We start from the raw sequence: 14,479 nt of genomic DNA on the forward strand, positions 1-14,479 counted from the left end.
GAGCCGCGAGCAATCAATGCAAGGGAACTGATCATGAGCAAAGTCATCAAGGGCGGAACCATCGTCACTGCGGACCTGACCTACAAGGCGGACGTGAAGATCGAGGGCGGCAAGATCGTCGAGATTGGTCCGAATCTCTCCGGCACGGAGACGCTCGATGCGACCGGCTGCTACGTCATGCCCGGCGGCATCGACCCGCACGTTCACCTCGAAATGCCGTTCATGGGCACCTATTCGTCGGACGACTTCGAAAGCGGCACGCGCGCAGGCCTTGCCGGCGGCACGACCATGGTCGTCGATTTCTGCCTGCCGGGGCCGGAGCAATCGCTGCTCGAAGCGCTGCAGATGTGGGACAACAAGACAAGCCGCGCCAACGCCGACTACTCGTTCCACATGGCGATCACCGGCTGGAACGAGCGCGTCTTCAACGAGATGGAGACGGTAGTCAAGGACAGGGGCATCAACACCTTCAAGCATTTCATGGCCTACAAGGGCGCGCTGATGGTGAACGATGACGAGATGTTCGCCTCCTTCCAGCGCTGCGCGGAACTCGGCGCCTTGCCGCTGGTTCACGCCGAAAACGGCGACGTCGTCGCCTCGATGACCGCGAAGCTGCTCGCCGACGGCAACAACGGCCCCGAGGCGCACGCTTATTCCCGCCCACCCGAAGTCGAAGGTGAGGCAACCAATCGCGCCATCATGCTCGCCGACATGGCCGGCGTGCCGCTCTATGTCGTGCACACCTCCTGCGAACAGGCGCACGAAGCGATCCGCCGCGCCCGCCAGAAGGGTATGCGGGTCTACGGCGAGCCGCTGATCCAGCACCTGACGCTCGACGAAAGCGAATACTTCGACAAGGACTGGGACCATGCAGCCCGCCGCGTCATGTCTCCGCCCTTCCGCAACAAGCAGCATCAGGACAGCCTCTGGGCCGGTCTGCAGTCCGGCTCGCTGTCGGTGGTGGCAACCGACCACTGCGCCTTCACCACCGACCAGAAGCGCTCCGGCCTTGGCGACTTCTCCAAGATCCCCAACGGCACCGGCGGCCTCGAGGACAGGATGCCGATGCTGTGGACCCATGGCGTCAACACCGGGCGCCTGACGATGAACGAGTTCGTCGCGGTCACCTCGACCAACATTGCCAAGATCCTCAACGTCTATCCGAAGAAGGGCGCCATCCTCGTCGGCGCCGATGCCGATATCGTCGTCTGGGATCCGAAGCGCTCGAAGACGATCTCGGCTAAGACGCAACAATCGTCGATCGATTACAACGTCTTCGAAGGCAAGCAGGTCACCGGCCTGCCGCGCTACACGCTGACCCGTGGTGAGGTCGCGATCGAGGAAAGCACGGTCAAGACGAAGGAAGGACACGGCCAGTTCGTCAAGCGCGAGCCGTTTCAGGCCGTCAACAAGGCGTTGTCGACTTGGAAGGAGCTCGTGGCCCCGCGCAAGGTCGAACGGTCAGGCATTCCGGCGACGGGGGTCTGATCCTTGGCATCATTCCTGCACCAGCCGTTCAAGCTCCGGAAGCAAGACGACGCTTTCCTGCTCGTTCGGATCGGTGCGGGCGATGATGGCGGTGCAGGGCGTACTGCTGAGATTGGCGGGCAGATGCGGCACACCGGCGGGGATGTAGAACAGCTCGCCGGCATGCACGACGACATGATGCTCCAGTTCGTCGCCATACCAGGTGTGGGCCTCGCCGGAGAGCATGTAGATCGCCGTTTCATGCGACTCGTGCAGATGCGCCTTGGCGCGGACGCCGGGCGGAATCGTCAGCAAATGCATGCAGATGCCCTTGGCGCCGACCGTCTCGGCCGCGATGCCTTCGAAGTAACTCAGCCCCTGCTTGCCGTCATAGGCATGACTGGGGCGCACAATGTGACAGGTGGGCTTTGATGTCGCGTCCATCGTCATCCTCCATGGACCTTGCCGGAACAATGAAAACAGCTACTCATACTATCACGCAAACCGCGGAAGCGCGGGCAAGACAGGATACACAAGCATTGACGCAAGCTGCCTCCGTCGTATCCGCCAAGGATCTCTGTCTGACCTATCAGGCAGACGATGCTCCCGTACAGGCGCTGACGAACGTCAACCTCGACGTTCGCAAGGGCGACTTCGTCTCCTTCATCGGCCCATCGGGCTGCGGGAAGACGACCTTCCTGCGCGTGATCGCCGATCTCGAAAAGAAAACATCGGGCGAGATCACCGTCAATGGCATGACGCCTGAGGAGGCACGCAAGGCGCGCGCCTACGGCTACGTCTTCCAGGCGCCGGCACTCTACCCCTGGCGCACGATCGAGAAGAACATCGCTTTGCCGCTCGAAATCATGGGCTACTCATCGGTTGACCAGAAGAAACGTATCGCCGGCGCGCTCGATCTCGTGAACCTCTCCGGTTTCGAGAAGAAGTTTCCCTGGCAGCTGTCCGGCGGCATGCAGCAGCGCGCCTCGATCGCCCGTGCGCTCGCCTTCGATGCCGATTTGCTCTTGATGGACGAGCCCTTTGGCGCGCTGGATGAAATCGTTCGCGACCACCTGAACGAGGAGCTTCTGAAGCTCTGGGCGCGCACCAACAAGACGATCTGCTTCGTCACCCACTCGATCCCCGAGGCGGTCTACCTCTCCACCAAGATCGTGGTGATGTCCCCTCGCCCGGGTCGCGTCACCGATATCATCGACTCAACGCTTCCGCGCGAACGCCCGCTCGACATTCGCGAGACGCCCGAATTCCTCGAAATCGCCCATCGCGTTCGCGACGGCCTGAGAGCGGGGCACAGCTATGAGCATTAAGCTGAGCGTCAGAGCCGATGAATGGGGGCGCCCATGAAGTCGGATACTCTGAAAGACAGGCTCGTTCCCGTCCTGACAATCCTCGTGGTTCTGGTCGTGGTCTGGTACGTCGCGGCCGCTCTGATGAACGCCTCCTTCCAGCGCGACATGGATCAGCGCGCGAACCAGACGCGTGGAACCATCGAATTCATCGAAAAGACGCTCTCGCAACCCAAGCCGTTGCTGCCCGCCCCGCATCAGGTGGTGCAGAACGTCTTCGAAAACACCTTCCTGCGGAAGCTTTCGAGCAACCGCAGCCTCGTCTACCACAGCTGGGTCACGCTCTCGTCGACGCTGCTCGGCTTCGGCTTCGGTACGCTGCTCGGCATCGTGATCGCCGTTGGGATCGTCCACATTAAGGCGCTCGACCGCAGCCTGATGCCCTGGGTCATCGCCTCGCAGACCATCCCGATCCTGGCGATCGCGCCGATGGTGATCGTCGTGCTCGGCGCCATCAACATCACCGGCCTGATCCCGAAGGCGCTGATCTCGACCTACCTCTCCTTCTTCCCGGTGACGGTCGGCATGGTGAAGGGCCTGCGCTCGCCCGAGGTCATGTTCCTCGACCTGATGCGGACCTATAACGCGACGCCTGCGCAAACCTTCTGGAAACTGCGTGTTCCAGCTTCCGTGCCGTTCCTTTTCACCTCGATGAAGGTTGCGATCGCAGCAAGCCTTGTCGGCGCCATCGTCGGCGAACTTCCGACCGGTGCTGTCGCCGGCATCGGCTCGAAGCTGCTGGCCGGCTCCTATTACAGCCAGACGATCGACATCTGGGCGGCCCTCATCGCGGGCTCGGTGCTTGCCGCAGGCCTGGTTGCCATCGTCGGCCTTGTCGCAAAAATCGTCGATCGCTCGATGGGCGGGAGACCGGCATGAAGAAGATGTCCTTCTCCTGGCAGGGCGTTCTTGCCCTGGTGCTGACCGCGATTGCAATCATCACCTTGCCGCTCATGGCCGAAGGCGCACCAGACCCCGTGTCACCGCTGACTGTCGGTCTGACGATCGCCCTGATCGTCGCCCTTGCCTTCGTTTCCTTCGCACCATTGCCGAAGCCATACATTGCCGCGGTCTTGCTGGTCGGCGCGCATTGGGCGGCATGGGTGCTGCTCGCTGATGTGACCGGAAATGAAGGTCTGGCCACCAGGTCCTTCTTCCTGCTGATGGCAGCCTGCTGGCTGCTTGCGTGGCGCTGCGTCACCGAGCTTTCGGCAATGACGCCTGGTTCCAGTTTCAGCCGCACGTTCCTGCGGCTGCTGATCCCGGCGATCTTCGGCGCCTGGATCCTGATCATCTGGGAAGCGCTGACGCGCGGCGCCGGCATTCCCTTTGTTCTGCTGCCGCCGCCGAGCGCCATCGGCGTCAGGATTGCCGGCTCGCTGCCGATCCTCGCAGACGACGTGCGCCAGACGATCTTCAAGGCGGTCTTTGCCGGTTACATCATCGGCTGCGGTGCGGGCTTTGCCGTCGCCATCCTCGCCGATCGCGTTGCTTTCCTGCGTCGCGGTCTGCTGCCGATCGGCAACATGGTGTCGGCGCTGCCGATTATCGGCGTGGCGCCGATCATGGTGATGTGGTTCGGCTTCGACTGGCAGTCGAAGGCGGCCGTCGTCATCATCATGACCTTCTTCCCGATGCTGGTGAACACGGTCGCTGGCCTCGCCGCATCCGGTCCGATGGAGCGCGACCTGATGCAAACCTACGCCTCCAACTATTGGCAGACACTGCTGAAGCTCCGGCTTCCGGCGGCAATGCCCTTCATTTTCAACGCATTGAAGATCAACTCGACGCTGGCGCTGATCGGTGCCATCGTCGCGGAGTTCTTTGGTACGCCGATCGTCGGCATGGGCTTCCGTATCTCCACGGAGATCGGGCGCATGAATGTCGACATGGTCTGGGCCGAAATCGCCGTTGCGGCGCTTGTTGGTTCGATCTTCTACGGCGTCGTCGCCCTTGCAGAACGGGCGGTGACTTTCTGGCATCCGTCTATCCGTGGTGGCTAGGCGTCGCTTTCTTCCCGCGAATGGGATTGGGGCATAACTTCAGAGGGAACAAGAAAATGAAAAAACTGATTGTTGCGATGATGGCGAGTGCGATGTCGCTCGCGGCAGCCCATGCAATGGCTGCCGACAAGGTGACGCTGCAGCTCAAGTGGGTGACGCAGTCGCAGTTCGCCGGCTACTACGTCGCCAAGGAAAAGGGCTACTACGACGAGGCAGGTCTCGATGTCACCATCAAGCCGGGCGGCCCTGACATCGCGCCGGAACAGGTAATCGCCGGCGGTGGCGCCGACGTCATCGTCGACTGGATGGGCGGCGCGCTGGTTGCCCGCGAAAAAGGCGTTCCGCTCGTCAACATCGCCCAGCCTTACCAGAAGTCCGGCATGGAAATGATCTGCCGCAAGGACGGCCCGATCAAGACCGAAGCCGATTTCAAGGGGCATACGCTCGGCGTCTGGTTCTTCGGCAACGAGTACCCGTTCTTCGCGTGGATGAACAAGCTCGGCCTCAAGACAGATGGCGGTAAGGACGGGGTTACCGTGTTGAAGCAAAGCTTCGACGTGCAGCCGCTGCTGCAGAAGCAGGCCGACTGCATCTCTGTCATGACCTACAACGAATACTGGCAGGCGATCGATGCCGGCTTCAAGCCGGAAGAACTGCTCGTCTTCAACTACACCGCCATGGGCAACGACCTTCTCGAAGACGGCCTCTATGCCATGGAAGACAAGCTGAAGGACCCAGCCTTCAAGGAAAAGATGGTCAAGTTCGTCAAGGCCTCGATGAAGGGCTGGAAATACGCCGTCGAGAACCCGGACGAGGCTGCCGGAATCGTCGTAGACGCAGGCGGCCAGGACGAAAACCACCAGAAGGTCATGATGGGCGAAGTCGCCAAGCTGATCGGCGACGGCACCGGCAAGCTCGACACGACGCTCTATGATCGCACGGCAAAGGCTCTCCTCGACCAGAAGATCATCAACAAGGAGCCATCAGGCGCCTGGACGCACGACATCACGGACGCTGCCTCCAAGTAAAAGGCGTTTGATCGTCCATGAAACGCGCGGAGCTTCCGCGCGTTTTTCATTTTCATGAAAATATTTGCGTCCGATGTCGCATCGCGCGAGACTCCAACGTCATAGCAATGTGGTGCGTGATCAACTATCGGAATGCTTGCATAACCGGCGAGTGATTGATCTGCATCACATTGGTAATTAATGTGTTCGAATGAGGAATTATTTTCCGCCAGACTTGCGCAATGGGCAAATCGCTACCACTTAGATGCGGGATTTGCCGGATGAGGGACTTAAGCAAAAGTCGGCAAATGATGCGGAAATACTTCTGAGAACACCAAAACGGGAACCGGCCGTTCGCGAACTGATGATTTTGCGCGAGTCTGCCGACTAGACTGGATGACGACGCATGGCACGTACGCCTGTTAAGATACTTCGCGCCTCCACCCTGCTGATCGCGGCGGTTGTAGCTTCAACGACCTTTGCTCAGGAACAGCCGGTCGCAAAGCCGCAGCAGAACCTGCCGGCGATCGTGGTGACGAAGGCCACCACCCGCACGCTTGTCGACCGCGTCGTGGCGACCGGTACGGTGAAGCCGGTCGAGGAAGTTTACATCCAGCCCCAGGTCGAGGGATTGTCGATCCGCGCGCTGAATGCAGACGTCGGCGATAGGGTCCAGGCCGATAGCACGCTGGCGACGCTGAATGACGACGCGATCATTCTGCAGAAGAGCCAGATGCAGGCCACCAAGGCCAAGAACGAAGCGAGCCTCGCGCAGCTTCGCGCGCAGCTGATTGAAGCAGAGGCCAATGCAGAGCAGGCGCGACAGCAGCAGGCGCGCGCTCAGGAAATGGGTAAGAAGGGCACCGTTTCTACGGCGACGGTGGAACAGGCCGATGCCGCTGCGGCTTCGGCCAATGCCCGTGTTGATTCGGCAAAGCAGGCGATCCAGGTAGCCGTTGCAGAGATCAAGGTCACTGAAAGCCAGATCGCCGATGCCGACCTGAGGCTCGCCCGCACCGACGTCAAGACGCCGGTCGCCGGTACTATCGCGGCCAAGAACGCCAGGGTCGGAGCGATCGCGCTCGCCACCGGCGATCCGCTCTTTACAGTCATTCGCGATGACGAGATCGAGCTGGTGGCGGAAGTGGGCGAGAGCGACATCGTCAAGGTCCAGCCCGGCCAGAAGGCCACGATCTTGCTCTCTGGCAGTCCCGACAAGATTGCCGGCTCGGTACGGCTGGTGTCGCCGACCGTTGACCCGCTGACGCGCCTCGGTTTGGTCCACATTTTGATCGATGACTCGAGCAAGGCCCGCTCGGGCATGTACGGCAGCGCCGACATCGTCGTGCGCACCAAGGAAAACGTGGCGCTCCCTGTTTCGGCCGTGTTGTCGGGCAGTGAGGGATCGTCGGCCCGCAGGGTCGAGGACAGCGTCGTCAAGTTTGCCAAGGTCGAGACCGGCATCCAGGATGGTGCCTATGTCGAGATCGTCAAGGGATTGAAAGCCGGCGATGAGGTCGTAGCCAAGGCGGGCGCCTATGTCCGCGACGGCGACCGCATCACACCGGTTCGTGAACAGCCACCGGTTTCAAACTGAGAGACGGCCGATGAACTTTTCAGCCTGGTCTATCCGAAATCCAGTCGCCTCGCTTCTGGCGTTTGCACTCTTGCTTTTCGTCGGCATCCAGTCCTTCAACAAGCTGCCGATCACCCGTTTCCCGAATATCGACGTCCCCCTCGTTTCCATCGTCGTGACGCAGAGCGGCGCTTCGCCGGCCGAGCTCGAAATGCAGGTGACAAAGGAGATCGAGGACGCCGTTGCCAGCATAACCGGCATTGACGAAATCCAGTCGACGGTGACCGACGGCCAATCGCAGACGGTCGTTATGTTCCGCATGGAAATCCCGACCGAGCAGGCCGTCCAGGACACCAAGGACGCCATCGACCGCATCCGCAGCGACCTGCCCGCCAATGTGGAAGAGCCCATCGTCTCAAAGATCGACGTCGAGGGTCAGGCGATCCAGACGTTTGCGGTCTCCTCTCCCGACATGACGCTCGAGGAACTCTCGTGGTTCGTTGATGACACCGTCAAACGCTCCTTGCAGGGGCAAGCCGGCATCGGCCGCGTCGATCGTTACGGCGGTGCCGACCGCGAAGTGCGCATCGAGCTCAGTCCCGACAAACTGAACGCCCACGGCATCACCGCGGCAAGCGTGAACCAGCAGCTGCGCGGCACCAACGTCGACCTCGGTTCCGGCCGCGGTCAGGTGGCTGGGAGCGAACAGGCCATCCGCGTGCTCGGCGACGCCCGCAATGTCGCCGAACTTGCCAACACCACGATCGCATTGCCGAACGGCCGCTTCGTCAAGGTTTCAGATCTCGGCGTCATCAAGGACACCTACCAAGAGCCGAAATCCTTCTCGCGCTTCGATGATACGCCTGTCGTGACATTCGGCGTCTTCCGCTCCAAGGGCGCCAGCGAGGTCAGCGTCGCTGAAACCGTGGCCAAGAGCCTCGAGAAGGTCCGCGCCGAAAATCCGAATGTCGGCATTGAGCTGATCAGCGACTCCGTCTACTTCACCTACGGCAACTACGAAGCTGCGATCGATACGCTGATCGAAGGCGCGCTGCTGGCCATCATCGTGGTCTTCCTCTTCCTCAGGAATTGGCGCGCAACGCTCATCTCCGCCATCGCACTGCCGCTGTCGGCGATCCCAACGTTCTGGATCATGGACCTGATGGGCTTCTCGCTGAACCTCGTCAGCTTCCTGGCACTGACGCTCGCGACCGGTATTCTGGTCGACGATGCGATCGTTGAGATCGAAAACATTGCCCGTCACATCAAGATGGGTAAGACGCCCTACCGCGCGGCAATCGAAGCGGCCGACGAAATCGGCCTCGCCGTCATCGCGACGACCTTCACGATCATTGCCGTTTTCGTGCCGGTGTCGTTCATGCCCGGCATTCCCGGCCAGTACTTCATCCAGTTCGGTCTGACGGTTGCTTTTTCTGTCTTCTTCTCGCTGATGGTGGCGCGTCTCATAACCCCGATGATGGCCGCCTATCTGATGCGGGCAGAGGACGGGATGGAAGACCATCACGACAATGACGGTGCGTTCTTCCGCGGCTATACACGCCTGGTGCGCGCGACGACCCGCCGCTGGTGGACACGTTATTTGACGCTGATTGCCGCGATCGCCTTCCTGATCGGCTCCGTCATGCTGCTTGCGCAGGTGCCGGGCAGCTTCCTGCCGCCGGAGGATGCATCGCGCATCGTGCTCTCGGTGGAGCTGCCGCCGAACGCGACGCTGGACGATACGGAAGCGACGACGAACGCGATCTACAAGGACGTGAAGGATATCGACGGCGTCGAAAGCGTCTTCGTGCTCGGCGGCGCGTCGCCGAAAGGCGACCTCGAACTACGCCGTGCCACGGTAACGCTCACGCTTCACAAGCTTGATCAGCGGCTCTTGAAGAAACTGGATGACTTGGTCGTTAAGATCCCGGTGCTCGGATCCTATCTGCCCAAGGTGGAGCCGAAGGGACGCGTTCGTCCGCAGTGGGATATCGAAAAGGAAGTTTTCGCCAAACTCCACCATCTCCCTGACGTGCGGATCCTCAAGCTCAACGATCGCGGCGAGCGCGATCTCTCGTTCAACTTCCTCTCCAAGAACGAGAAGGATCTGAACGATGCCGTGGGCGTTCTGGAAGCGAAGCTGCGCGCCGATCCGCTGTTGGCCAACGTCAGCGCCGAGGGTGCCCTGCCCCGTCCGGAGCTTCAGGTTCGTCCACGCAAGGATCAGGCGGCTCGCCTCGGCATTACGCCGCAGCAAATCTCCGAGACGATCCGCGTCGCCACGATTGGCGATATCGATTCTGCCCTCGCCAAGATCAACCTGGACGACCGCCAGATCCCGATCCGCGTCCAGGCGTCGCTCGATATGCGCCGTGATCTCGCGGCTCTTCGAGCCATGAAGATCCAGACGGCAAGCGGCAGCACCGTGCCTCTGTCGACCGTCGCCGATATCGACTATTCGGAAGGCGTCAGCTCGATCAAGCGCAACAACCGCTACCGCGTGGTGTCGATCGGCTCCGACCTGCCGCAGGGCGTGGCTCTCGATACCGCATCGGCGCGCTTCCGGCAGATCGTCAATGAAGCCAAGATGCCTCCGACCGTCCAGCTGGCCGAAAGTGGTGACACCAAGGTGCAGACCGAAATGCAGCAGAGCTTCGTCAACGCCATGTTGATGGGTCTGATGCTGGTGCTGACGGTGCTGATCCTGCTCTTCAAGGATGTGATCCAGCCTTTCACCATCCTGTTCTCGCTGCCGCTTGCGATCGGTGGTGTGGCGGTCGGCCTGCTGGTCACCCAGAACCCGCTCTCGATGCCTGTCATGATCGGTATCCTGATGTTGATGGGTATTGTCACGAAGAATGCGATCCTGCTCGTCGACTTCGCCATCGAGATGCGCCATCGCGGCATGGAGCGTGTGGAAGCCATGGTCGAAGCAGGCCGCAAGCGCGCCCGCCCGATCATCATGACCTCCATCGCGATGTCGGCTGGCATGCTCCCCTCGGCACTCGGCGTCGGCGAAGGCGGTTCGTTCCGCGCACCGATGGCAATCGCGGTGATCGGCGGCATTATCGTGTCGACCGTCCTTTCGCTGGTCGTCGTGCCTTCCTTCTTCCTGATCATGGACGATCTCTCCCGCCTTCTCGGCTGGATGTTCGGCCGCCTGGTTGGCAGGAAGGACAAGGAAGATCTGGCGTTGTCCCGCGAGGAGCTTACGCAGGCTGTGGGCGCTCTCGAAGGCCGGGTATCGGCAATCGAGACGCCGGAAAGCAAACGCGGAAAATCCGGCAACGTCGTGCGCCTGCCGCCTTTCGCGGCGGAGTAGCGCTCAAACCAAAAGCCGGGGCAAGACCCCGGCTTTTTTATTGGCGGACATTTGATCAGGATCAAGTTCTGAACCGCGTCTCCCGGTTACCCTTACCAATATCAGGTAGGGGCGGCACCCGCCGCGCCACAGGGAGAAACAGATGACCAGAGCTTTGAAACTGAGCAACGCGCACCAGGCGATGCTTGGTGATGCGTTAATCGCGTCCAGCCTTGACCGGCAAGAGCGGGACGCTCTGCTGTCCTGCGCGGTGGCGGTACGCTACGAGCCTCAGGATGTTCTTTTCCGCGAAGACGGGAACGCGCGCTACTTCTACTGCGTGCTGAGTGGCTATGTTCGCCTCTATCGGGGTTCGGAAGACCGCGAAGCGGATATCAGGATCTGCGAGCCGGGCGACAGCTTCGGAGAATGCCTGGTGCTCGTCGGCGACCGGTACAACTATAGCGCCCAGGCAATGGAACACGCGATCCTCGCCCGCTTCGATCTTGGCCAGGTCAAAAGGCTGCTCGATGAACAGCCTCGGGTGGGGCGGGCAATCGCGCGCTCCCTGTCGCAGCATTTGTTGTCAACCATGGACTGCTTGGCGCGAGATCGCATGCAGACCAGTCAACAACGTGTTGCGCATTATCTCCTTACCCACTGCACCAACGAAGGTGCGCGGGCGTCGCTGCGACTGCCGTTCCAGAAAAGCCTGCTGGCACGAAAACTTGGTCTGGCGCCGGAGGCGCTGTCACGTGCGTTCTCCGCCTTGCGGACATCGGGCGTGACGGTCAGCGGCCGTGCCATCGCAATCGAGGATGTCAGGGCGCTCCGGCAGGTCTGATCGCTACAGACCGCCATGCTCCTTCAGGAAGCTGACGATGGAACTGACGCCGTCGCCACGCTTCATGTCGGAGAAAACAAAAGGCCGTGCCTGGCGCATGCGTGTCGCGTCGCGGTCCATGACCGCAAGGTCAGCCCCGACGTGGGGAGCCAGATCCTTCTTGTTGATGACGAGAAGGTCGGACTTGGTGATGCCGGGGCCGCCCTTACGAGGGATTTCCTCGCCTTGGCAAACCGAGATGACGTAGATGGTGATATCCGCCAGATCGGGAGAGAAGGTGGCGGCCAGATTGTCGCCACCCGACTCGATGAACACGACATCGAGGTCGGGAATCCGCTCGTTAAGGCCGGCGATCGCCTGCAGATTGATCGTCGCGTCCTCACGGATTGCCGTATGCGGGCAGCCACCGGTCTCCACACCAACGATCCGATCCGATGGCAAGGCCTGCATGCGCATGAGCGCCTCGGCATCCTCCGTCGTGTAAATGTCGTTTGTGACGACGGCGACCGAATATTGGTCGCGCATAGCCTTGCACAGCTTTTCGGTAAGCGCCGTCTTGCCCGAACCGACCGGGCCGCCGATCCCAACGCGAAGGGGTCCGTTTCCTGATTTCATGCTTTGAAAACTCCAATAACGATCGATGATAGCGCGCTGCTTGAAGGGCGACCACCGGCAAATGACTGAGGTCGTAGCGGTTGGTGTCCCGGAGAAGTCACGATCGAAAGAGACGCGTCGACTGCGTTTCATGGCGCAGCGACATGATGTCTGCTTGGATGGTGGCCGACCCGAGATCGCTGACTGTTGAAGCGGCTGCCCGCTTCGCGATTGAGGCTATGTCGCCTTCCAACCGCGACAGAATGGCAACGCCATCCCGTTGCCCAGCAACTCCGAGGCGGATGCCTGAAGAAACTGCCTGCGAGAGATAAGCGTGGAGAAAGGCAGCAATCGCCTTCTCCAACGCCACTCCGTGGGCACCTGCCACGGCGCCGATCGCTACCGGGTACGCCACGTGTCGCGGCAGTCGGTCGAAGACCTCGTGCGGCCACGCGCTGGCGGCGGACAAGAACGCATCGCCGAGCAGCATCGTCTCCTGATGGCGCTCACGCGAGCCGGCGAGCGCTTCGGCGAGTTCCGCCAGTTCGCCAAGTCTTTCCGGTTGCCCGTGACAACGGTGGCACTCCGCGAGGAGAACGGCGTCGTTCCAGACAGGCCCGCGTTCGATCAGGTTCGACGCCCATGCTGCAAGCGAATCGGCATCGGTGACCAACCCATCATGGACAGCGCGCTCCAAGCCACCCGAATAAGCGAAGGACCCGACAGGGAAAGCTGGCGAAAGCCAGGCCATAAGCCGCAGCAGAGCCTGCAGATCGGCATCATCCGTCATGTCCTACTCAGTCGTGCGAGTGATGGTGATGGGCATGATCATGCCCATGCGAATGGTAGGCGCCGCGGGCCGGCTGGAACGGCTCACTCACTTCCCGCACCATCGCTCCCAGCCCTTCGAGCATGGAGCGGATCACATGGTCCCGCAGGATGAGGATGCGGTCCTCCTCGATCTGCGCGCCGAGATGGCGATTGCCGAGGTGCCATGCCAGCTCGATCAAGTGCCGGCGATCCTTGCCCTTCACCTCGAAAAGCTTCTCGTCAGCGGCTACAATCTCGATGAGCTCGCCGTCCTCGAGAACGAGCATATCGCCGCTGGCAAAAAGCACCGGTTCCTTGAGGTCGAGCATGACCATCTCGCCATTTTCGAGATGGAGCAGCTTCCGCCGCAAATGCCTCAAGTCGTGCGGCAAAACCACTTTTCCGATTGGGTTGGAAGAAGGCGTGCCGGCTGGCAGGTAGGAAGTAACGCGTTGCATGACATGTCCAATTCGCTTGAGATTGCGAGCATGCAAAATTGCCTTGTGCGATGCAAGAAGGAATGAGCTTCCACGGAAACACCGCCCAAATCTCTTCAGGCTAGCCGCGCCTCATCACAATCCACGTTGCTCATGCGCGCATCCACAGTTTCCCTTGGAAGACACCTACCCCAACCCGGATACAAGCCCTCGTTCTCATGAACGACACGATTTCGACCGAGCGCCTTTGCCAGATAGAGTGCTTTGTCTGCCGCCGAATAGGCTCCTTCCTTGCTTCGCTCTGGCTTGAGCTCCGCAATGCCGGCCGACACCGTTAGCGCAACCACGCAATCTTCGGCCGCAACAGGGCGCGCCGCCAGGCTTGCGCAGACGGATCGCACGCGCTTGATCCGCTGCTCCTGAGAGCCCCCGACAACGATCGCGCCAAACTCCTCCCCACCCAACCTTGCCACGGCGGAGTGCCCGTCGAAGGCAGTGGCGAGAATGGCGGATACAGCGACAATCACGGCGTCGCCACAAGCGTGGCCAAAGCGATCATTGATGGCCTTGAACCGGTCCAAGTCGAAGATCACGAGGCAAGCATTTCCATCAACCTGCTCCAGTACCTCAGTAAAGGCACGCCGGTTGAGAAGTCCTGACAATACGTCCGTGCGGCTCAGTTGCTCGAACTCCGCTCGAGAGACGCTGAGTTGATGCATCGCGTGACCTGCCACCAGCGACAGCACGCTCGACACGGCACCGCCGATGAGCCAAGACAGCAGGACGCCATAGACAACGCCATGAGCGAATGGGACGGGCAACATTCCCATCCAGTCGAGCGGCGGCAATATCAGCACAATCACCACCGACGACAGGGTCACCGCGAGGAAGCTCATCTTGAGAGCGAACACGTAAATTGTGTGGCGATCCCGAAAATCGCCAAGCTCCGCCTGGAGTGAAATTCTCATGCGAATCGACCTTCTTGCCCACCGCCAGGCACATTGCTTAGAGGTGAACTGCTGCCGAGTTCTTAAGTGAATCGTTAAGATTTGAGCGAATTTGGTGAATTGATC

General features: G+C 60.8%; 13 protein-coding genes. 8 read left to right on the top strand and 5 right to left on the bottom strand.

The features are described from left to right. Nucleotides 1–33 precede the first annotated feature (33 nt). Complete coding sequence (hydA, locus tag RGCCGE502_RS14395; protein ID WP_016554902.1) at nt 34–1,488, top strand: dihydropyrimidinase; 1,455 nt, start codon at nt 34–36, stop codon at nt 1,486–1,488. A gap of 9 nt (nt 1,489–1,497) precedes the next feature. On the opposite strand, the gene RGCCGE502_RS14400 is transcribed toward hydA, so the two are convergent. Continuing rightward, on the bottom strand, nt 1,498–1,911 hold the full coding sequence (locus RGCCGE502_RS14400; RefSeq protein ID WP_016554903.1) for a cupin domain-containing protein: 414 nt from the start codon (nt 1,909–1,911) through the stop codon (nt 1,498–1,500). Between the two features lie 95 nt (nt 1,912–2,006). Here RGCCGE502_RS14400 and RGCCGE502_RS14405 point away from each other — a divergent pair, with 95 nt between their 5' ends. The 7 genes from RGCCGE502_RS14405 to RGCCGE502_RS14435 all read left to right on the top strand — a co-directional run bounded on the left by RGCCGE502_RS14405 (nt 2,007) and on the right by RGCCGE502_RS14435 (nt 11,565). Continuing rightward, entirely contained in the window at nt 2,007–2,795 is a 789-nt protein-coding gene (locus RGCCGE502_RS14405; RefSeq protein ID WP_016554904.1) for an ABC transporter ATP-binding protein, read from the top strand. Nucleotides 2,796–2,828: 33 nt separating this feature from the next. Next, nucleotides 2,829–3,713: an ABC transporter permease gene (locus tag RGCCGE502_RS14410; RefSeq protein ID WP_016554905.1), complete on the top strand. Its 885-nt coding sequence runs from the start codon at nt 2,829–2,831 to the stop codon at nt 3,711–3,713. Next, nucleotides 3,710–4,837: an ABC transporter permease gene (locus RGCCGE502_RS14415; protein WP_016554906.1), complete on the top strand. Its 1,128-nt coding sequence runs from the start codon at nt 3,710–3,712 to the stop codon at nt 4,835–4,837. The genes RGCCGE502_RS14410 and RGCCGE502_RS14415 overlap by 4 nt, the downstream gene beginning before the upstream one ends. A 56-nt stretch (nt 4,838–4,893) precedes the next feature. Continuing rightward, nucleotides 4,894–5,865, top strand: coding sequence for an ABC transporter substrate-binding protein (locus RGCCGE502_RS14420; RefSeq protein WP_016554907.1), 972 nt, complete (start codon nt 4,894–4,896; stop codon nt 5,863–5,865). A gap of 385 nt (nt 5,866–6,250) precedes the next feature. Beyond that, a complete protein-coding gene (locus tag RGCCGE502_RS14425) occupies nt 6,251–7,441 on the top strand; it encodes an efflux RND transporter periplasmic adaptor subunit (RefSeq protein WP_016554908.1) in 1,191 nt (396 codons plus the stop codon). A gap of 10 nt (nt 7,442–7,451) precedes the next feature. Further along, nucleotides 7,452–10,742 carry an efflux RND transporter permease subunit gene (locus tag RGCCGE502_RS14430; RefSeq protein ID WP_016554909.1) on the top strand — a complete coding sequence of 1,097 codons (3,291 nt, stop codon included), beginning with the start codon at nt 7,452–7,454 and terminating at the stop codon, nt 10,740–10,742. Nucleotides 10,743–10,884: 142 nt separating this feature from the next. After that, on the top strand, nt 10,885–11,565 hold the full coding sequence (locus RGCCGE502_RS14435) for a Crp/Fnr family transcriptional regulator (protein ID WP_016554910.1): 681 nt from the start codon (nt 10,885–10,887) through the stop codon (nt 11,563–11,565). Between the two features lie 3 nt (nt 11,566–11,568). Here RGCCGE502_RS14435 and ureG read toward each other — a convergent pair whose 3' ends face one another. From ureG to RGCCGE502_RS14455, 4 genes are all read right to left on the bottom strand, one after another. Continuing rightward, nucleotides 11,569–12,180, bottom strand: coding sequence for an urease accessory protein UreG (gene ureG / locus RGCCGE502_RS14440; protein ID WP_016554911.1), 612 nt, complete (start codon nt 12,178–12,180; stop codon nt 11,569–11,571). A gap of 97 nt (nt 12,181–12,277) precedes the next feature. Continuing rightward, complete coding sequence (locus RGCCGE502_RS14445; RefSeq protein WP_016554912.1) at nt 12,278–12,949, bottom strand: urease accessory protein UreF; 672 nt, start codon at nt 12,947–12,949, stop codon at nt 12,278–12,280. A gap of 7 nt (nt 12,950–12,956) precedes the next feature. Next, entirely contained in the window at nt 12,957–13,427 is a 471-nt protein-coding gene (gene ureE, locus RGCCGE502_RS14450; protein WP_040674656.1) for an urease accessory protein UreE, read from the bottom strand. Nucleotides 13,428–13,522: 95 nt separating this feature from the next. Then, complete coding sequence (locus RGCCGE502_RS14455; protein ID WP_016554914.1) at nt 13,523–14,374, bottom strand: GGDEF domain-containing protein; 852 nt, start codon at nt 14,372–14,374, stop codon at nt 13,523–13,525. Nucleotides 14,375–14,479 lie beyond the last annotated feature (105 nt).

Origin of the sequence: Rhizobium grahamii CCGE 502 (assembly GCF_000298315.2) — a bacterium.
Lineage (GTDB): Bacteria > Pseudomonadota > Alphaproteobacteria > Rhizobiales > Rhizobiaceae > Rhizobium > Rhizobium grahamii.

Excerpts from the sequence above, each read along its gene's own strand:
- hydA (WP_016554902.1), top strand. The coding sequence starts at position 34 with ATGAGCAAAGTCATCAAGGGCGGAACCATCGTCACTGCGGACCTGACC.
- RGCCGE502_RS14400 (WP_016554903.1), bottom strand. The coding sequence starts at position 1,911 with ATGGACGCGACATCAAAGCCCACCTGTCACATTGTGCGCCCCAGTCAT.
- RGCCGE502_RS14410 (WP_016554905.1), top strand. The coding sequence starts at position 2,829 with ATGAAGTCGGATACTCTGAAAGACAGGCTCGTTCCCGTCCTGACAATC.
- RGCCGE502_RS14415 (WP_016554906.1), top strand. The coding sequence starts at position 3,710 with ATGAAGAAGATGTCCTTCTCCTGGCAGGGCGTTCTTGCCCTGGTGCTG.
- RGCCGE502_RS14420 (WP_016554907.1), top strand. The coding sequence starts at position 4,894 with ATGAAAAAACTGATTGTTGCGATGATGGCGAGTGCGATGTCGCTCGCG.
- RGCCGE502_RS14425 (WP_016554908.1), top strand. The coding sequence starts at position 6,251 with ATGGCACGTACGCCTGTTAAGATACTTCGCGCCTCCACCCTGCTGATC.
- RGCCGE502_RS14430 (WP_016554909.1), top strand. The coding sequence starts at position 7,452 with ATGAACTTTTCAGCCTGGTCTATCCGAAATCCAGTCGCCTCGCTTCTG.
- RGCCGE502_RS14435 (WP_016554910.1), top strand. The coding sequence starts at position 10,885 with ATGACCAGAGCTTTGAAACTGAGCAACGCGCACCAGGCGATGCTTGGT.
- ureG (WP_016554911.1), bottom strand. The coding sequence starts at position 12,180 with ATGAAATCAGGAAACGGACCCCTTCGCGTTGGGATCGGCGGCCCGGTC.
- RGCCGE502_RS14445 (WP_016554912.1), bottom strand. The coding sequence starts at position 12,949 with ATGACGGATGATGCCGATCTGCAGGCTCTGCTGCGGCTTATGGCCTGG.
- ureE (WP_040674656.1), bottom strand. The coding sequence starts at position 13,427 with ATGCAACGCGTTACTTCCTACCTGCCAGCCGGCACGCCTTCTTCCAAC.
- RGCCGE502_RS14455 (WP_016554914.1), bottom strand. The coding sequence starts at position 14,374 with ATGAGAATTTCACTCCAGGCGGAGCTTGGCGATTTTCGGGATCGCCAC.